Genomic DNA, 18,250 nt, shown 5'->3' on the forward strand with positions numbered 1-18,250 from the left:
CCGCGCAGTGGCTCGCAAATTTTGCCTGGCTTTACTGAGCGGCGGCGTTGACCCCGTCCTTCGACCGGGCGAATGCGCGCACGGCATCGCCGAAAGCTTCGAACAGCTTGCGGGACGCGCTATCGGTGCGGGCCCAGTATTCCGGGTGCCACTGGACGCCGACGGCGAAATTCGTGGCTCCGATGACCGAGACCGCCTCGACGGTGCCATCCTCGGCGACAGCCTCCACCGCCAGTTTCGGCGCGAGATCGCCGATCGCCTGCCGGTGCAGCGAATTCACCGCCACTTCGCCGGCCCCGAGAATGTCGGCAAGGCAGGTGCCTTCCCTGATGAAGACCGGCTGGCGGATCACGAATTTCTCGTCGCGATTGCCGGTTTCGGGCTCGCGGTGGTCGTGGCGGTCATCGAGTTCGTGCACCTCGCTGATCAGCGTGCCGCCGAGCGCGACATTCAGTTCCTGAATGCCCCGGCAGATGCACAGAAGCGGGATGCCGCGCGAAATGGCGCCGCGGATCAGCGGCAGGGTGATGGCGTCGCGGCCGGGATCGAAGGGCCCGTCCTTTTCCTCGGCCTGTTTGCCGTAAAGCTGGGGGAAGACATTGCTGGCCGCGCCCGTGATCATCACGCCCTCGACCCGGTCGAGCACGGCGTCGATGTCCGCGCCCTGGGCATAGGCCGGGACGATCAGGCTCATGACTCCTGCGACATCCATCGCCGCCCCGACATATTGCTGCTGGGCCGAATGCCAGGTGATCTCGCCCATGACCTTGGTATCTGCGGGAACGGCAATGATGGGGGTGGACATGGATTTTTCCCTGCCTGTTGCGAATGAGTGAAGTGATGTCGAGTGGCAGCAGCGCTGTCAAATGTTTCCTTTGACCGCGCGATGCGAATTTCGATTGGCCTGATAAGCGAAATTGATGCGCCGCCTATTAGACCTTCGTTTAAAGCCGGGCATCTGACGGCCTAAAAACGCGCCCGGCGGCTCGTGCAGGAGTTGAAACCACGGGAGCAAAGTGCTTTCCTCAAAGGACGTCCGCCGGAGGAATTATGTGCGGGCACATCACAACTGGGAGGTATTTATGGACCGTCGTTCCTTTATGAAAAAGGTCGGTGCGGGCGGCGTCGGCGCTGCCGCCGCCACCGCGCTCGCCGCGCCCGCCATCGCGCAGGAAAATCCGAAGATCACCTGGCGCCTGACGTCGTCGTTCCCTAAGTCGCTCGATACGATCTACGGTGGCGCGGAGGATGTCGCCAATCACGTCGGAGCCGCCACCGGCGGCAATTTCGAGATCCAGTGCTATGCCGCCGGCGAGATCGTTCCCGGCCTGCAGGCGCTCGATGCCGTGCAGGACGGCACGGTGGAAGCAGCGCACACCTGCTCCTATTATTTCTGGGGCAAGGACCCGACATTCGCAATCGGCACGGCAATTCCCTTCGGGCTCAACGCGCGGCTTTCGAATGCCTGGTTCTATCAGGGCAACGGTAACACGCTGATGAACGAGTTCTTTGACGGTTACGGCGTCTACGGGCTTCCCGCCGGCAATACCGGGGCACAGATGGGCGGCTGGTTCTCCAAGGAAGTGAACACGGTCGACGACCTCAAGGGCCTGAAGATGCGCATCGCCGGCATCGCGGGCAAGGTGATGGAAAAGGTCGGCGTCGTGCCGCAGCAGCTTGCCGGCGGCGATATCTATCCGGCGCTGGAAAAGGGCACGATCGACGCCGCCGAATTCGTCGGCCCCTATGACGACCAGAAGCTCGGCTTCTACAAAGTGGCCAAGTACTACTACTATCCCGGCTGGTGGGAAGGCGGTCCGGTGATCCACGCCTTCTTCAACAAGCAGAAATATCAGGAACTGCCGAAGCACTATCAGGCCGCGCTTGATGACGCCTGCGCCTTCGCCAACACCAACATGATGGCGAAATATGACGTCAAGAACCCGGTCGCGATCCGCGAACTGATCGCCGATGGCGCGCAGATGAAGGGCTTCAGCACCGACATCATGCAGGCCTGCTACAATGCCGCAATGGAAGTCTATGCGGAGATCGGCGCCGAGAACCCGACGTTCAAGAAAATCTACAACGATCAGACCGTCTACAAGAACGACGCCTATGGCTGGCTGAAGACCTGCGAATTCCGCTACGACCAGTTCATGATGGCCGCCCAGAACGCCGGACAGATCAAGCCGCTTTCGTAAGGTATAAATGCTTTTTGAAAAACGAACCCCGGAGGCCGGCGCTTCCGGGGTTTTCTAATGCCTGACCCCACGATACTCCAATCTCCCCCCTTGAGGGGGAGATGTCGCGAAAGCGACAGAGAGGGGTATGAGGCACAGGCCGCCAACGCCGTGCTCTCGGAAAGGGTTCACCCCTCTCTGCCCCTGTCGGGGCATCTCCCCCTCAAGGGGGGAGATTGTTTGCTGATCGATTGTACGAAAAAACAAACGCCGGGCTTTTTATTTCCGGCGTTTGTCATATCGATCAGTTGAAATTCAGATCCGGCGGATCATCGAGGTTGAGGCCATCTGAGCCGCCGTCCGCGGGCTGGTCGCCGCTGCCGAAATCGGGCAGGGCGAACGGATCGCTGCTTTCGCCGCCGAAGCCGCTGTCGAAGCCGAAATTGTCGCCGCCTTCGCCGAAGGAGGGCATTTCGATCTGGATCGTGTCCGGATCAACCCGGACGACGTCATCCTGATAATGGGTGACCAGTTTCGGGAAGAAGATCACCGCCAGGATCGCCAGGAACTGGATGATGATGTAGGGCACGATCCCCTTGTAGATCTCCAGCGTTCTGACGCCGCGCATCATTCTTCCCGTCGCCTTGTCCTGCCATTCGCCGGCCGGCGTCACCGAGCGCAGATAGAACAGCGAGAAGCCGAAGGGCGGGGTCAGGAACGAGGTCTGCAGGTTGAGGCCGAGAATGATGCCGAACCAGATCAGGTCGATGCCGAGCGCCTGGGCAGGGGCCACCAGAAGCGGCACCATGATGAAGGCGATCTCAAAGAAATCGAGGAAGCAGCCGAGGATGAAGACGATGATCGTGACCACGATCAGGAAGCCGTATTCCCCGCCCGGCAGGCTGGTCAGCAGGTCCTCGATCCAGACATTGCCATTGATGCCGTAGAAGGTGAGGCTGAAGACGCGCGCACCCATCAGGATCATCATCACGAAGGCGGAGAGCTTGGTGGTGCTGTCGAGCGCGGCCTTCAGCGCCGTGAAATCGAGGCGACCCTTGGCGATTGCGAGCAACAGCGCACCGGTCGCGCCCATCGCGCCGCCCTCCGTCGGCGTGGCAATGCCGAGGAAGATCGTTCCGAGCACCAGGAAGATCAGTGCCAGCGGCGGCACCATCACGATGATGACCTGCTGGGAAAGCCGCGACAGGATGTTGAGCTTGAACCGGTCATTGGCGAGTGCCGCGAGATAGATCACGATCACGCCGAAGAACAGCGCCGCCACGAACCGCCAGGCCTCGTCAAGCGCCGTGAACAGAACGTGATAACCGAGAAAATAGAGCGCCGCCGCGATCGCGATCATCACGAACAGCGAGGTTACGCCATTGCCCAGCGTACGCGCCTCCACCGGCATGGCCGGCGCCGCCTTGGGGCGGATCATAGTGGTGATAAAGACGTAGAGGCAGTAGGCCGCGATGACCATCAGCGAGGGATAGAGCGCGCCGACATACATGTCGCCGACCGAACGGCCGAGCTGGTCGGCCATGACGATCAGCACCAGCGAGGGCGGCACGATCTGCGCCAGCGTGCCGGAGGCGGCGATCGTGCCTGTCGCGAACGAGCGGTCATAGCTGTAGCGCAGCATCACCGGCAGCGAGATCAGCCCCATCGCCATGACCGAGGCCGCGACCACGCCAGTGGTGGCGCCCAGCAGCGCGCCGACCAGAACCACGGCATAGGCAACCCCGCCGCGGATCGGGCCGAACAACTGCCCGATCGTGTCGAGCAGATCCTCGGCCATCCGCGAGCGCTCGAGGATGATGCCCATGAAGGTGAAGAACGGAACCGCCAGCAGTGTCTCGTTCGACATGATGCCGCCGAAGAAACGATCTGGATGGGATTGCAGCAGCGGCCAGAACAGGTTGATTTCCGGCGAGATCGAGGAGAACTCGACGCCTAGCACGAAGAAGATCAGCCCGCCGGCGGCGAGCGTGAAGGCGACCGGATAGCCGAGAAGCAGCATCGCCATCACGGAAACGAACATGATGGGAGCAAGGTTGTGCGCGACAAGGTCAATCATGCGGCAGGTCCTTGGTCATCATGTGGGCGGCGTTGCCGGCGTCGGCATAGAGTTCTTCGTCTTCTTTCAGATGACCGGAAAGCGCGGCCGCCCGTTTGATGATCTCGGAAAAGGCCTGCAGCAGAAGCAGGATGAAGCCGATGAGGATGAAGGATTTCGCCGGCCACAGGATCAGCCCGCCGGCATTGGTCGAGTGCTCGCCGGAAAGGAAGGAGCGCAGGAACCATGGCCAGCTGAGATAAACCATCATTGACGCGAACGGCACCAGGAAGATGATGTGCAGCACGAGATCGATCCAGTCACGGGTCCGCCGGGACCACGATCCTGACAGGATATCGATGCGGATATGCTCGTTCTTCAGAAGCGCGTAGGCGGTCGCCAGCATGAACACGGCGCCGTAAAGGTACCATTGCAGCTCCAGCATGGCATTCGAGGACAGCGAAAACAGCTTGCGGCTGACCGCATTGCCTGCGCTGACCAGGATCGCTACCAGAAGGAGCCAGGACACGGAATGTCCGATGAATTCGTTCAGCCTGTCGATCGTACGGCTTATTATTATTAGTGGTCTCATTGGGGCCTCCAAACCGTCCGTCCTCCTTAATGGAAGTTGTCAAGGCCACGCAACATGCCTTTGGTACAATACGGACCGAAAAACGCACGGTTTTGGAACAAAACGACGGTTTTCCGCTCTTTCGGGATGGAAAATTGCTGAAAGGCGAACTGATCGTGGTGAGAGCCGGGGCTTTTATTGGTCTGGAAAGCGCTCGACATGGGTTTCGGCGGTCCGTCCGAAGTAAACGGCGCGGCGGCCGGAGAACGATACGATGTAGCCAGCGCACCCTGCCTGCGCTGCCTTCCTGCAGAAGCCCTCATAGGTGTAGCCGGGAACCATCTGCTGGGCCTCCCGGATAGCGGTCTCCAGACGCGCTGCGTCGAGCGCCGCCGCCACAGGAGCATCGACCCGATGGGCCGGCAGCTCAATGTTCTCGCCGTCGGGCAGATAGTAGATTCCCGTCGAGCGCCGGAAGTCGATGGCATAGCTTTCGAAGCCGGCCTCCATCAGCTTTGCCACGATCTGGGGAAAGGCGAGGGTGTTGTCGCTTGCGCCCTCAAGGCAGGTTCGGGCAATAGCTTTCTGTTGATCGTTCATTGTCGTTTCTCCGTGTGGCAGGGTCGAAATTGTTCATTTGACCGGGATTGCTGTCATCTGGCTGCGCTGGGCCAGGCTCTTCAGGAGGCGCTCCAGGGTTTCACGTTCATCCGGAGCAAGGCAGTCGAAGAATTCGGCATCGTTGCGGTCGGCGAGTGCCGCCAGATCCGGCACGATCGCGGTTCCGCGTTCGGTCAGCGCCAGCGTTTGCGCGCGGCCATCGTCGTCGCTGGCCTTCCTCGTGACCAGCGATTTTGCGATCAATCGGTCAGCGAGCTTTGTGATCGCACCCCTCGTCATACCCATCTCCTCGGCAAGACGGCTAGGCGGCGTCGGCGCCTTGCCATAAAGCGCGCGCAGGAAGCACCATTCGGCAACCGTAACTTCCCGGCCGGCGAGTTTGGTTGCGAAGGCCTGGGATACATGGTTGGAGACCATGCGCAGCCAGAAGCCGAGATGCGCGGTGAGTTCGGGAACGGGACGAACGGGGAGCATGGCATGCCTCAATTGAAGTTGACTAGGAAACTATACGAGTATGGTTTCCTAGTCAACTATATGACTGGCGACGCGAGGGCGCAGCCTCTCTCACACGCATGCGAACCGCATCGCCCTCGGCGCGTTCCCCATGCGTGCATCTGAAAGTGCGGTTCATGCCGGCTGCGGCGCGGCCGTGCCGCGGCTTGCGCGGGAGCGGAAGGTCAGCGCCATCAGCGTGGCTCCGATGCCCATGCCCCAGGCGCCGACATACATCCAGGTGTATGTCGCAAAGGCATCGTAGATCAGCCCGCCGGCGAGCGGGCCGAGCGCCATGCCGAGGCCGCCGGCGAGCCCGGTGCCGCCAATGACGGTGCCCATCATCCGCTGCGGGAAGTTCTCGCGCGCCAGCACCGCATAGAGCGGCATTACGCCGGCATAGATGAAGCCGAAAAGCGCCGCGACGGCGTAGAAGCCGGCAAGCTCGCGCACGAAGGCGTAGGCGAGCGCGCCGAAGGCCTGGGCGAGAAGGCCGGCGACCAGCACCCGCTTGGCTCCCAGCCGGTCGCCGAGAATGCCGAAGGCGACGCGACCGCCGAGCCCCGCCAGACCTTCGATCGAATAGATCGAAACCGCCGCCATCAGCGGAATGCCGCAGGTCACGGCATAGCTGACGGTGTGGAAGATCGGGCCCGCATGGGTGGCGCAGCAGAAGAAATTGGTGAGGCAAAGCACGATGAATTGCGGCGAGCGGATCGCTTCCGCCACCGTGATCTCCGGTTCCGCGCCGGCCATGCCGGGCTGGCTTGCCTCGATCTGCGGCGGGCGGCGGATCAGCATCGCGGCGGGCAGCATCAGCACGGCCACCACGATCGCGATGATCTGCATCGCGGTGCGCCAGTCATACCCCTCGACCAGCCACGCGGCGAGCGGCGACATCGTCATCGGCGCGACGCCGAAGCCGACCGAAACCAGAGACACGGCGAGCGAGCGGTGGGTATCGAACCAGCCGACGATGGACGACATCATCGGGGCCATCAACGCCGCGATCGCCAGGCCGGATACCAGGCCGAAGCTCATTTGAAACGCCAGCAGGCTGGGGCTGACGCTGCCGAGGAGGAGGGCCGCCACCATCGCCACGCTACCGGCGAGAACCACGGGGCGCGGGCCGATCCGGTCCGACAGCGATCCCATGATCATGCTTGCAAGGGCCGAGACGATGAAGCCGATGGTCATGGCCGTGGAGATGCCGGTGGTCGACCAACGGGTCGCATCCGCCATTGGCCGCAGGAACACCGGCAGCGAGAAGATCGCGCCGATGGCGAGGCAGCCGATCACCGCGCCCGCGGCAACCATGATCCAGCGATAGGGAATAGTGCGCATCAAAATCCGGCCCCCCGTGCCATCACGACCGCGCAGGTCGATCGTCTAATGATATAAGTTGATATCAACCTAAATAAATGCTGTCAATTGTCCTCATCAATAATCGATTGAATGGGCGGAGTTTTCCGATGGCGTTGTTGAAAGCGTGAAACAAGGTATGATAATCGGGAGCCCCGAGGGAGTTTGGCCGGCCGGAGATGGCGGCGAGCGCGGTGACGCCGCAAAGGAGGGAAGTCTATGCAGAATGTCGAAATGTCCCAGCCCGCAGACGAGGCGGATTTTTCGGAACACGCCAAAACCTACAAGATGTTCGTCAATGGCACGAAGTACGGCACGATCCATCTGGTCGCGCTCATGGTGGCCATGGCGGCGGGTCTGCTTGGACCTTTCGGTTTCATCGGCAGTCTGATCATCTTCATCGTCATCAGCGTACTTGGCTACGTTATCCTGCGCTGAAAGCCTTGGAAGAAATTCGATTTTCTGCGGAACAGGGCGTACCGGCAAGCCGGCGCGCCGCTGACGGCTGCCGTCCGTTCCGACTTCAATCTGGGAGCATGTCTTGAGCAAGACACTATTCGTACCGAAGGAGACGGCGGACGCGGAAACGCGCGTTGCCGCTTCTCCTGACACGGTCAAGAAACTGAAGGGCCTCGGCTTCGATGTTGTCGTCGAAAGCGGCGCTGGCCTCAAATCCCGCATGGATGACGAGGCGTTCCGCGCCGCCGGCGCCGAGATCGCCGGTCCCGAAGCGGCGGCCAACGCCGATGTCATCTTCCGCGTCCGCCGCCCCGGCGAGCAGGAATTTTTCGGCTACAAGAGCGGCGCGATTGTGATCGCAACCATGGACCCCTACGGCCATGAGGACGCGCTTGCGGCAATGGCCGGAAAGGGGATTTCCGCTTTTGCGATGGAACTGATGCCGCGCATCACCCGCGCGCAGTCGATGGACGTTCTGTCCTCGCAGGCAAACCTTGCCGGCTATCAGGCCGTGATCGAGGCGGCGTCCGTGTTCGACCGCGCCATGCCGATGATGATGACGGCGGCGGGCACCGTGCCGGCCGCGCGCGTGTTCGTGATGGGCGCGGGCGTTGCCGGCCTCCAGGCGATCGCAACGGCGCGCCGTCTCGGCGCCGTGGTTTCGGCGACGGACGTGCGCCCCGCCGCCAAGGAGCAGGTCGCCTCGCTCGGCGCGAAGTTCATCGCGGTCGAGGATGACGAGTTCAAGGCGGCCGAGACCGCTGGCGGTTACGCCAAGGAAATGTCGGCCGAATATCAGGCCAAGCAGGCCGAACTCGTCGCCTCGCACATCGCCAAGCAGGATATCGTCATCACCACCGCGCTGATCCCCGGCCGCCCCGCGCCCCGGCTTGTCAGCCGCCAGATGCTTTCGGCGATGAAGCTCGGCTCGGTCGCCGTCGACCTCGCGGTCGAGCGCGGCGGCAATATTGAAGGCGCGGTCGCCGGCGCGGTTACCGAGGTCGAGGGCGTCAACGTCATCGGCTACGAAAACCTGCCGGGCCGGATCGCCGCCAGTGCCTCGGCGCTTTACGCCAAGAACCTGCTGACCTTCTTCGAAACGCTGGTCGACAAGGAAACCGGCGATCTGAAAATCAACCGGGAAGACGAACTCGTCGCCGCCACGCTTCTGACGCATGAGGGCGCGCTCGTTCATCCGAAATTTGGCGGTCAGCCCGCCGGGGGAGAGGCCTGATGCCGTTAGATGATGTTCATAGCTCGATCGACCAGGCGATGATGTCGCTGGAGCACGCCAAGAGCGCGCTCGGCAATCTCGAGGACGGCTCGCTCGCAGCTCTCGCCCATGGCGCGACCGGCGGGGTTGTCGATCCTTTCGTATTCCAGCTCGCGATCTTCGTGCTTGCAATTTTCGTCGGCTATTACGTGGTGTGGTCGGTCACGCCGGCGCTGCATACGCCGCTAATGGCGGTCACCAACGCGATCTCCTCGGTGATCGTGGTCGGCGCGCTTCTCTCGGTTGCCCTTTCGGCAAGCGGCATCGCCACCGGCATGGGCTTTGTTGCCCTGATCCTGGTCGCGATCAATATTTTCGGCGGCTTTCTCGTCACCCAGCGCATGCTGGCGATGTACAAGAAAAAAGAGAAGTGAGGCCATAGACGATGTCTGTCAATCTTGCAGCCTTGCTGTTTCTCGTTTCCGCCGTGCTGTTCATTCTGGCGCTGCGCGGCCTGTCGCATCCCTCCACCAGCCGCAAGGGCAACCTTTACGGCATGGTCGGTATGGGGATCGCGATCGTCACGACGCTGTTGCTCGCCAAGCCGGATTTCCCGGCGCTGATCCTGATCGTGCTGGCGCTTGCCATCGGCGGCGGCATCGGGGCCTATATCGCCCGCACGATACCGATGACGGCGATGCCGCAGCTCGTCGCTGGTTTCCACTCGCTCGTCGGTCTTGCCGCCGTGCTGGTGGCGGGCGCGGCGCTTTATTCGCCGGAAAGCTTCGGCATCGGCACGCCGGATGATATTCATCTCAGGGCCCTGATCGAGCTTTCGATTGGCGCCGCGATCGGCGCGATCACGTTCACCGGCTCGATCATCGCCTTCCTGAAGCTCGATGGGCGCATGTCCGGCAAGCCGATCATGCTGCCGGCGCGCCACATCATCAACATCGCGCTTCTGGCCGGTCTGGTGCTGTTCATCGTGTCGCTTTCGGCAACGGCCAATCCGATCCACTTCTGGCTGATCGTCATTCTGGCGCTGGTGCTGGGCGTGCTGCTGATCGTGCCGATCGGCGGAGCCGACATGCCGGTCGTGGTCTCGATGCTGAACTCCTATTCGGGCTGGGCTGCTGCCGGCATCGGCTTCACGCTCGGCAATATGGCGCTGATCGTCACCGGCGCGCTGGTTGGCTCGTCGGGCGCGATCCTGTCCTACATCATGTGCAAGGGCATGAACCGGTCGTTCATCTCGGTCATTCTCGGCGGCTTTGGCGGCGATAGCGCAGCGGCAGCCGGGGCGTCGGATATCGACCGCACCGTCAAGACCGGGTCTGCTGACGACGCGGCCTTCCTGATGGAAAACGCCTCCAGGGTCATCATCGTGCCCGGCTACGGCATGGCGGTTGCCCAGGCGCAGCATGCGCTGCGCGAGCTTGCCGACAAGCTGAAGGAGAAGGGCGTCGAGGTGAAATATGCCATTCATCCGGTCGCTGGCCGCATGCCGGGGCACATGAATGTACTGCTGGCCGAAGCCAACGTGCCCTATGACGAAGTGTTCGAACTGGAGGATATCAACTCCGAATTCGCCCAGGCGGATGTCGCCTATGTCATCGGCGCTAACGACGTCACCAACCCGGCGGCGCGCGACGACAAGGCTTCGCCGATCTACGGCATGCCGATCCTCGATGTCGACAAGGCCAAGACCTGCCTGTTCGTCAAGCGATCGCTCGGCTCGGGCTATGCCGGCATCGACAACGAGCTGTTCTACAAGGACGGCACGATGATGCTGCTGGGCGACGCCAAGAAGATGACCGAGGACATCGTCAAGGCGATCGAATAGCCAAAGCCTTGAAATAACTGGAAACCCGGTGGCTCATCCCGCCGGGTTTCCTGTTTGTTGCGTCCGCTTGAGCGGAACCGTCCATCACCACTGCACGTTGTCCCATGGCAACATCAACCGAGGACAAACCGTGGCCATTCCCAGGAAACCCCTGACCGTCGCTCTCATTCCGGCGATGGCATTATGCCTGATGGCGCTCGACCTTCCCGACAATCCGCCGGTGCCGGAGCAGCGCCCGGATGGCGAAGCCGCCGCGGAAGCGGAGGCTGCGCCAACGCCGGCAACGGAAGAAACGACGGAGACGGCGGAGCCCACTCCTGCGGAAGACGAGGCCGCCGAGGAGGTCGAGGAGGATCTCCCGGACGATCCGCCCGTGCCCGAGGAACGAGCGGAGAACCCGCCGCCGCCCGATCCGAAGCCGCCGGAGGAAGACAATGGCGAATTTCTCCGCTGCACGGCGGCGCTCACCGCGCTCGGCGCGGAATACGAAGTGCTGGAGCCGATCGACGGGGAGGGGGCTTGTGGCATGGCGCGGCCGCTGAAGGTGACAAAGGTTATGGAAGGGGTGGCGCTTTCGCCGGAAGGCACGATGCGCTGCGAGACCGCGCTTGCGCTTGCCACATGGGCCAAAACCTATGTCGAGCCGACGGCGAAGATCGCGCTGTCCCCGGATGCGCGGCTGACCGAGGTGGAGCAGGCGTCAACCTATGTCTGCCGCAGCCGCAACAATGTAGACGGCGCCAAGATTTCCGAACATGCCAAAGGTAATGCCGTCGATATCCGTTCGCTGACCTTTTCCAGCGGCGAAACCGTGGAGATGCTGCCGCGCATGAAGGACGGCAGCGTCACAGGCGCCTTCCAGCGCACCGTCAGCGCCGCCGCCTGCCTCTATTTCACGACGGTGCTTTCGCCCGGCAGCGACGCAACCCATCAGGACCACATGCATCTCGACGTGATAAAGCGCAACAGCGGATTCCGCTACTGCCGGTAGGTTTTGGTTAGTGCGGTCAGGTCGCCAGCCAGGAGATGGCCTCGTTCTGGTTGTCAGGGGCGAACACCTTCACGTCCGCATGGAACAGCATGCCGAACATCTGCACCGCCTGGGTAAAGCCCTTGTTGGCGCTGACGATCGCGATACTCTTGAACTCCAGCGGTTCGGAACGGCGGAAGGGCTGGCCGCCCATCGCGGTGCCGACATCCGAGCCGGCGAAATCCGCGCCGGTTACCAGGAGCAGGCGCAGCCCGCCACCCTTGGTGCTCTGGGTTTCGAGCGCCGGCAGCAGGACATTTTGATAGTCATTGGCGCTCAGCGCCTTGCGGATCGTGAAGCCGATCATGTTGTCCGGCAGGCTTTCGATTTTCTCAAGCATGGAATTCCTCCGATTTTGCGTCGTGTTGTAACGCGGCCATGGCGACTTTGAAAGCGCCGCAGGGCAGGATTGCCGATTTGTAATCCGCAAAACCGGGTCAGGATAAAAACATGAGTAGAACTATCATATTTAAACTTTACCTTTTTTATCATGTTTTATATGCTCGCCGCGACAATGCGAAATTCCCCGTATCGAGGAGGCATTCATGGCGAAGAAGAACCGGCGCAAGGCCACGCGGTCCGAACAGAAATCCGATGAGGTGACGCGTGTCGCGGACGCGCCGGAGGGACTTGCCGGACGGAGTTTTCTCTATGTCGGCGGGCGCGACTGTCAGGTCGCCCATCTGCGCGCGGTGGCCGACGGCTTCGGCGCCGAACTGATCCATCACGATGGCGGCCTGCGCGAGGCGGTATCACGGATCGACCGGGTGCTGCCCTCCGTCGACTGCGTGTTCTGCCCGATCGACTGCATCAGTCATGACGCCTGCGTCCGGGTCAAATCCGGCTGCAAGAAATTCAACAAGGCGTTCATCCCGCTCCGCAACGGCTCGAAATCCTCGCTGGAGCGCGCGCTTCACAGCATGAACGAGCGCGGCAACGGATGATCTGTGATCTTGATGGGGTCCGCCTGATCGGCCTGCACCGCGCGGACGCGGCCGGTAATGTTGCGAGCCGGTACGGGCCGATGCGCGCCGGGGCCGCCATTCTCCCCTTTCCACAGCGCCGACGTCGCGCCGGTATATACGGCGCCGGTGAGGTGATACACGTGGCGGACTGGCATCGCCGGGTTCAGAACAAGACAGCAGAGGTAAGACAATGTATATCGCAATGAACCGCTTCAAGGTCGCGACCGGTTCCGAGGAGGCGTTCGAGGCCATCTGGAAGGGGCGCGATTCGCGCCTTGCCGAACTCGCCGGCTTCATCTCCTTCCACCTCCTGAAGGGCAAGCACTTCGCCGCTGACGGCTATACGCTCTATGCCTCGCACACGATGTGGGAGAGCGAGGAGGCGTTCACCAACTGGACAAAATCCGAGCAGTTTCGCGATGCCCATAAGAATGCCGGCGAACGCAAGGCGGAATATATCGGCCCGCCGGTCTTCGAAGGCTTCAATACGGTCGAGGGCGCGTGATGAGCGATCCGGCGCAAATCGAGGTCCTGCCCGTTCTGCCCTCGGTCGATCTTGCCGAGACCAAGGCCTTCTACACCGAAAAGCTCGGATTGTCGGAAGTGGTGCACGAGGATGACACCTATCTCATCCTCCGCCGCCCCGGGCTTGAGCTGCATTTCTGGCTGACCGACGACAAGACGCTTTGCGAACGGACATCGGTCTATATTCGCGGCGGCGGCATTGACGCGCTTTATGCCGAATACGAAAAGCGCGACATCCTCCATCCGATGGGCTTCACCGAGCGCGAATGGGGCATGAAGGAATTCTATGTCTCCGATCCGCACGGCAATCTGCTGCGCTTCGGTCGCATACCGGATGGCCAGGAGGGATAGTCAGTCCCGGCTCGCCGGCAGCAGGGCGGCGAGCGCCGCCATCAGCCAGCCGGCGATGATCGCGGTGCCGCCGACCGGGGCGGCCATGCGGAAAAGGCCGGAGCCCATATAGGAAAGCGCCGCGATATCGCCTGCGAACAACAGCGTTCCGAGCGCGATCGCGAGCCCCGCCGCGGTTGCAACGGCCGTGCGCATCGCCAATACGGCGAGCGCCAGCAGCGCCGGGCCATTGGCAAGGCAGACCAGCGCCGCCGATTGCAGCACGGCGCTGTCGCCGTGATAGGCGGCGGCGGCGAGCATGATTCCGGCGGCTCCGGTGAGGCCTCCGCAAAAAAGCAATATGCGCGATGAAAGCGGAAGGCCAGCCATCCTCAACTCCTGTTTTGCATGTGATAGGCGAGTTTTTCGATCGGCGGCATGATCACGGCGCGCAACCGGATATCGGGCACGGTCTCTTCCAGCGCACGGCGGAAGCACAGCAGCCACTCATCGCGCTCCTCCGGCCCGATCGGCGCCGGCATGTGGCGCATCCTGAGGCGGGGATGACCGTGCTTTTCCACATAGACCGGCGGGCCGCCGAGATAACCGGTCATGTAGTCGCGGAATTTCGCTTCCGAGCCCGAAAGTTCGGCGGGATGGATGGCGCGGCAGCGCGCGGCCTCCGGCAGGGTGTCCATCAGCTCGTAGAAGCGGCGCACGAGCCGTTCAACGGCATCAGCGCCGCCTATCGCCTCGTAGAGTGTGATGGTTTCGCGCGCGTTCATAAGCGCTCCAAAACTGGGGTTGATGGTGTGGTCTGTTGAATACCGATATTATGCCTCAACGCAATGCAGCGCGACGCCTTTTTCCTGCAAGACGTTGCGATGCTCCTCGGCCAACTCCGATCCGGTGAACACGGCGGTGAAGGTTTCGAGTCCGGTCAGGAAGTGCAGTCCGGGGCGGCCGAACTTGGTGTGGTCGGCGAGAAGCACGCGGCGTTCGGCGCCCTTCACGATCAGCCTTTTGGTCTGCACCACTTCCGGATCCTGATGGAAGGCCGCGCCCTCATAGATCGCGGAAGCCGAGATGAAGCCGATATCGGCGCGAAGCCCCCTCAGCGCGTCTTCCGTCAGCAGGCCGAAAAAGCCGTTGAACTTGCGGCTGTACTGGCCGCCAAGCGCCATCAGCTCGATGCCGGCAATGCCGGCGAGTTGCGATATAACACTCAGATTGTTGGAAATCACAGTCAGCGGCAGGCGGTGGGTGAGATGTTCGGTCAGGTTCGCCGCCGTCGATGAATCGTCGATCATCAGCGTCATGCCGGGCTCCACCAGCGCCGCGGCGCTTGCCGCGATCCGCGCCTTTTCGCTTGCCGCCATCTTCTGGCGATAGCGGAAATCGGCCTGAAACATCGCCGATGACTGGACAGAGGCCCCGCCGCGCACCTTGCGGAGCTGTCCGGAAGCCTCGAGCTCATCGAGATCGCGGTGCACCGTCATCTTCGAAACATGGAATCTGAGACTCAGCTCATCGACGCTCGCCGTGCCTTTTTCCATCAGCAGCGCCATCATCGCCGCCCGTCTTTCATCGGCTTTCACCGGCCTCTCCATGTCCAATGTTGTGGCGTTTTTGATGTAACACCCTTGTCCGTGATAGATATCACATTTTATAACGATTAAAATAACAATTAATGTGTTGTTTGTAAAATAGTATTGTTATTTTCTTCGCAACTCCTATCATCAAAATACAAAGCTGCCATACTCGGGCGGCTAAGGAACATTTGATGAGCCGCCGGCAGAGGCGGCGCGCAATCACAGGAGACTTGGCGATGCCCATGATTACCTTGCGGCAGTTGCTCGACCACGCGGCCGAATACGGCTACGGCGTTCCGGCCTTCAACATCAACAATATGGAACAGGGCCTTGCGATCATGGCCGCGGCGAAGAAAACCTCCTCGCCGCTGATCATCCAGGCAAGCAGGGGCGCGCGCTCCTATGCCAACGATCTGGTGCTTGCCAAGCTGATCGAGGGCCTGTCGGAGCTTTATCCCGACATTCCGCTGGTGATGCATCAGGACCACGGCAACAATGAAGCCACCTGCATGACGGCGATCAAATACGGCTTCACCTCGGTGATGATGGATGGCTCGCTGAAGGCCGATGGCAAGACCCCGGCGGATTACGAATACAATGCCGGCATTACCCGGCGCGTATCGGATTTCGCCCACTGGGCCGGCGCATCGGTGGAAGGCGAGATCGGCATTCTCGGCTCGCTGGAAACCGGCGAGGGCGAGAAGGAGGATGGCCACGGTTTCGAGGGCAAGCTGGAGCATGACCAGTTGCTGACCGATCCGGATCAGGCCGTGCAGTTCGTCAAGGAAACCCAGGTGGATGCGCTGGCGGTTGCCATGGGCACCAGCCACGGCGCCTACAAGTTTACCCGCAAGCCGGATGGCGACGTGCTGGCGATGAATGTGATCGAGGAAATCCACCGCCGCCTGCCGGACACCCATCTGGTCATGCACGGTTCCTCCTCCGTGCCGGAAGAGCTGCAGGAGATCATCAACAAGTATGGCGGCGAGATGAAGCCGACCTGGGGCGTGCCGGTGGAGGAGATCCAGCGCGGCATCAAGCACGGTGTGCGCAAGGTCAACATCGACACCGACAACCGCATGGCGATGACCGGCGCGATCCGCAAGGTGTTTGCCGAAAACCCGTCCGAGTTCGATCCCCGCAAATATCTCAAGCCTGCCATGGAGGCGATGACCAAGCTCTGCGTCGAGCGCTTCGAAGCCTTCGGCACGGCCGGCCACGCCGACAAGATCAAGGCGATCCCGATGGCGGACATGGCCAAGCGCTACGCCGATGGCTCTCTGGCGCCGAAGATCGGGTAAAGGTCGGCGGGCGCGTCAGCCCCGCCTGTCCATCGAGCGCGACACCAGCAGCACCGGGATCAGCCCCGCCAGAATGATGATGATGGCGGGCACCGAGGCGCTTTCGACCTCGGCGCGCGACGCATCCTCGTAGACGAGGGTTGCAAGCGTGTTGAAGTTGAAGGGGCGCAGCAGGATCGTGGCCGAAAGCTCCTTCAGCGTTTCGATGAACACCAGCAGCGCCGCGGTCCAGAGCGCCGGGCGCATATTGGGCAGCAGCACGGCAAACAACGCCTTCAGCGGCGTTCGCCCGAGCGTGCGGGCGGCCATGTCGAGATTGGGCGAGAGCTTCTGGAAGCCGGAATCCACGCTGCCTTCGGCCATCGCCAGAAACCGCGCGGTGCAGGCATAGACGATCGCAAAGCCGCTGCCCGAAAGCACCAGACCGGTGGAGATGCCGAAGGAGGATCGCATCAGCCCGTCGGTCCAGTTATCGAGGCCGGCAAGCGGGATCAGCACGCCGATCGCCAGCACCGTGCCGGGAATGGCATAGCCGAGCGAGGCGAGGCGGGCGAGGCTGCGGGTCCTGGGCGAAGCATGGCTTCTGACGGCATAGGCGAGGGTGAGGCCGAAGATGACCGCCACGATCGCGGCGAGCCCGGACACGGTGATGCTGGTCACCAGCGCTTCCAGCAGGCGGGTGGATGCGAAATCGTCCAGCCGTTTCAGCGCGAAGTCGAGCAGCACCAGCGCCGGCACCAGAAAGCCGATGGCAACCGGAATAGTGCACGAAAGGGTCGCGAGCGCGGCCTTCGCGCCGACAAGGCGCTGGCGGGCGGCCTCGCCGCTGGCGCGAGAAGTCGCGTAGCGCTGATTGTGCCGCGCCAGCCGTTCGAGCAGGATCAGCGCCAGCACGAAGACCAGCATGATCGCCGAAAGCTGGGCGGCGCCGCCGAGATCGCCCCGGTTCAGCCAGGTCTCGTAGATCGAGAAGGTCAGCGTGTTGACGCCGAGATACTGAACCGCGCCGATATCGTTCAGGCTTTCCATCAGCACCAGAGTCACGCCGACGATGATGGCGGGCCGCGCCATCGGAAACTGCACCCGCCGCAGCACCCGCCATCGCCCCGCGCCAAGGGTTCGCGCCACCTCCGCCGCATTGCGCCCCTGCATGGCGAAAACCGCGCGGGCGGTCAGATAGACATAAGGATAGAGCACGGCCGACATCACCAGCACCGCGCCGCCCAGCGAGCGGATATCGGGGAAATAATAATCGCGCGCGCTCTGGAAGCCGAAGATCGAGCGGTAAAGCGTCTGCACCGGGCCGGTGAAATCGAGGAATTCGCCGAAGGCATAGGCGGCGAGATAGATCGGCATGGCGAGCGGCAGCACAAGGAGAGACGAGAGCAGGCGGCGGAAGGGGAAGTCGAACGACACCACCAGCCATGCCGTCATCACCCCGACCACCCCGGTGATCAGGCCGTTGAGCAGCAGCAGCCAGAAGGTCCGCCGCGCGGCGCCCGGCAGCACCGTCGTCGCCAGATGGGCGAGCGACGAAAGATCGGATGTGAACGCAAGCCAGACGATCGCCGCGAGCGGCAGCAGCATCAGCGCCGCAATCGCGCCCGCCGCAAGCGTGAGCGGCGCTGGCGCAACCCGCCGGAATATGCGCGTAGGGGTGTTGATCTCTGTTGCGGACATGGGGTGCGGCCTTCAGCCGAGCCGTTGCGG

The 18,250-nt window shown here is 62.2% G+C and carries 21 protein-coding genes; 10 read left to right on the forward strand and 11 right to left on the reverse strand.

Annotation, left to right across the window (positions count from 1 at the left end):
- Positions 1-31 precede the first annotated feature (31 nt).
- Positions 32-805, reverse strand: a complete 774-nt coding sequence (locus Mame_RS09770; RefSeq protein WP_018062852.1) for a gamma-glutamyl-gamma-aminobutyrate hydrolase family protein — start codon at positions 803-805, stop codon at positions 32-34.
- A 277-nt stretch (positions 806-1,082) separates the two neighbouring features.
- Between Mame_RS09770 and Mame_RS09775 the strand changes: the two genes are divergently transcribed.
- A complete protein-coding gene (locus tag Mame_RS09775; protein ID WP_018062851.1) occupies positions 1,083-2,201 on the forward strand; it encodes a TRAP transporter substrate-binding protein in 1,119 nt (372 codons plus the stop codon).
- A gap of 283 nt (positions 2,202-2,484) precedes the next feature.
- Here Mame_RS09775 and Mame_RS09780 read toward each other — a convergent pair whose 3' ends face one another.
- The 5 genes from Mame_RS09780 to Mame_RS09800 form a co-directional block, all read right to left on the reverse strand.
- Complete coding sequence (locus tag Mame_RS09780; protein ID WP_018062850.1) at positions 2,485-4,257, reverse strand: TRAP transporter large permease; 1,773 nt, start codon at positions 4,255-4,257, stop codon at positions 2,485-2,487.
- A complete protein-coding gene (locus tag Mame_RS09785) occupies positions 4,250-4,828 on the reverse strand; it encodes a TRAP transporter small permease subunit (RefSeq protein WP_033409247.1) in 579 nt (192 codons plus the stop codon). Before Mame_RS09785 ends, Mame_RS09780 begins: the two co-directional genes overlap by 8 nt.
- A gap of 174 nt (positions 4,829-5,002) precedes the next feature.
- Positions 5,003-5,407: a DUF1398 domain-containing protein gene (locus Mame_RS09790; RefSeq protein ID WP_018062848.1), complete on the reverse strand. Its 405-nt coding sequence runs from the start codon at positions 5,405-5,407 to the stop codon at positions 5,003-5,005.
- 33 nt (positions 5,408-5,440) lie between these two features.
- Positions 5,441-5,902 carry a MarR family winged helix-turn-helix transcriptional regulator gene (locus Mame_RS09795; protein WP_018062847.1) on the reverse strand — a complete coding sequence of 154 codons (462 nt, stop codon included), beginning with the start codon at positions 5,900-5,902 and terminating at the stop codon, positions 5,441-5,443.
- A 153-nt stretch (positions 5,903-6,055) separates the two neighbouring features.
- The gene (locus Mame_RS09800; RefSeq protein ID WP_018062846.1) at positions 6,056-7,264 is read right to left on the reverse strand and encodes an MFS transporter; all 1,209 of its coding nucleotides are present in this window, start codon (positions 7,262-7,264) and stop codon (positions 6,056-6,058) included.
- A 237-nt stretch (positions 7,265-7,501) separates the two neighbouring features.
- Between Mame_RS09800 and Mame_RS09805 the strand changes: the two genes are divergently transcribed.
- The 5 genes from Mame_RS09805 (at position 7,502) to Mame_RS09825 (ending at position 11,788) form a co-directional block, all read left to right on the forward strand.
- Entirely contained in the window at positions 7,502-7,720 is a 219-nt protein-coding gene (locus Mame_RS09805; RefSeq protein ID WP_018062845.1) for an aa3-type cytochrome c oxidase subunit IV, read from the forward strand.
- Between the two features lie 103 nt (positions 7,721-7,823).
- Entirely contained in the window at positions 7,824-8,975 is a 1,152-nt protein-coding gene (locus Mame_RS09810) for a Re/Si-specific NAD(P)(+) transhydrogenase subunit alpha (protein WP_018062844.1), read from the forward strand.
- Positions 8,975-9,388: a proton-translocating transhydrogenase family protein gene (locus tag Mame_RS09815; RefSeq protein WP_018062843.1), complete on the forward strand. Its 414-nt coding sequence runs from the start codon at positions 8,975-8,977 to the stop codon at positions 9,386-9,388. Before Mame_RS09810 ends, Mame_RS09815 begins: the two co-directional genes overlap by 1 nt.
- Positions 9,389-9,399: 11 nt before the next feature.
- Positions 9,400-10,797, forward strand: a complete 1,398-nt coding sequence (locus Mame_RS09820) for an NAD(P)(+) transhydrogenase (Re/Si-specific) subunit beta (protein ID WP_018062842.1) — start codon at positions 9,400-9,402, stop codon at positions 10,795-10,797.
- Between the two features lie 130 nt (positions 10,798-10,927).
- Positions 10,928-11,788, forward strand: coding sequence for an extensin-like domain-containing protein (locus Mame_RS09825; RefSeq protein ID WP_235726775.1), 861 nt, complete (start codon positions 10,928-10,930; stop codon positions 11,786-11,788).
- 16 nt (positions 11,789-11,804) lie between these two features.
- Here Mame_RS09825 and Mame_RS09830 read toward each other — a convergent pair whose 3' ends face one another.
- Positions 11,805-12,167 carry a SpoIIAA family protein gene (locus tag Mame_RS09830; RefSeq protein ID WP_018062840.1) on the reverse strand — a complete coding sequence of 121 codons (363 nt, stop codon included), beginning with the start codon at positions 12,165-12,167 and terminating at the stop codon, positions 11,805-11,807.
- 205 nt (positions 12,168-12,372) lie between these two features.
- Here Mame_RS09830 and Mame_RS09835 point away from each other — a divergent pair, with 205 nt between their 5' ends.
- The 3 genes from Mame_RS09835 to Mame_RS09850 all read left to right on the forward strand — a co-directional run bounded on the left by Mame_RS09835 (position 12,373) and on the right by Mame_RS09850 (position 13,668).
- Entirely contained in the window at positions 12,373-12,771 is a 399-nt protein-coding gene (locus tag Mame_RS09835) for a DUF2325 domain-containing protein (protein WP_018062839.1), read from the forward strand.
- 211 nt (positions 12,772-12,982) lie between these two features.
- Entirely contained in the window at positions 12,983-13,297 is a 315-nt protein-coding gene (hmuQ, locus tag Mame_RS09845; protein ID WP_018062837.1) for a heme-degrading protein HmuQ, read from the forward strand.
- On the forward strand, positions 13,297-13,668 hold the full coding sequence (locus Mame_RS09850; RefSeq protein WP_018062836.1) for a bleomycin resistance protein: 372 nt from the start codon (positions 13,297-13,299) through the stop codon (positions 13,666-13,668). Before hmuQ ends, Mame_RS09850 begins: the two co-directional genes overlap by 1 nt.
- Here the strand turns inward: Mame_RS09850 and Mame_RS09855 are convergent, their stop codons facing one another.
- From Mame_RS09855 to Mame_RS09865, 3 genes are all read right to left on the reverse strand, one after another.
- A complete protein-coding gene (locus Mame_RS09855; protein WP_235726774.1) occupies positions 13,669-13,968 on the reverse strand; it encodes a DUF423 domain-containing protein in 300 nt (99 codons plus the stop codon). It lies immediately after the preceding gene.
- A gap of 71 nt (positions 13,969-14,039) precedes the next feature.
- Positions 14,040-14,432 carry a group II truncated hemoglobin gene (locus tag Mame_RS09860; protein ID WP_018062834.1) on the reverse strand — a complete coding sequence of 131 codons (393 nt, stop codon included), beginning with the start codon at positions 14,430-14,432 and terminating at the stop codon, positions 14,040-14,042.
- A 48-nt stretch (positions 14,433-14,480) separates the two neighbouring features.
- Positions 14,481-15,245 carry a DeoR/GlpR family DNA-binding transcription regulator gene (locus tag Mame_RS09865; RefSeq protein WP_026173138.1) on the reverse strand — a complete coding sequence of 255 codons (765 nt, stop codon included), beginning with the start codon at positions 15,243-15,245 and terminating at the stop codon, positions 14,481-14,483.
- 230 nt (positions 15,246-15,475) lie between these two features.
- Here Mame_RS09865 and fba point away from each other — a divergent pair, with 230 nt between their 5' ends.
- Positions 15,476-16,540: a class II fructose-bisphosphate aldolase gene (gene fba / locus Mame_RS09870; RefSeq protein ID WP_018062832.1), complete on the forward strand. Its 1,065-nt coding sequence runs from the start codon at positions 15,476-15,478 to the stop codon at positions 16,538-16,540.
- Between the two features lie 15 nt (positions 16,541-16,555).
- On the opposite strand, the gene Mame_RS09875 is transcribed toward fba, so the two are convergent.
- The gene (locus Mame_RS09875; RefSeq protein WP_018062831.1) at positions 16,556-18,220 is read right to left on the reverse strand and encodes an ABC transporter permease; all 1,665 of its coding nucleotides are present in this window, start codon (positions 18,218-18,220) and stop codon (positions 16,556-16,558) included.
- Positions 18,221-18,250 lie beyond the last annotated feature (30 nt).

Origin of the sequence: Martelella mediterranea DSM 17316, from assembly GCF_002043005.1 — a bacterium.
In the GTDB taxonomy this organism is placed as follows: Bacteria; Pseudomonadota; Alphaproteobacteria; order Rhizobiales; family Rhizobiaceae; genus Martelella; species Martelella mediterranea.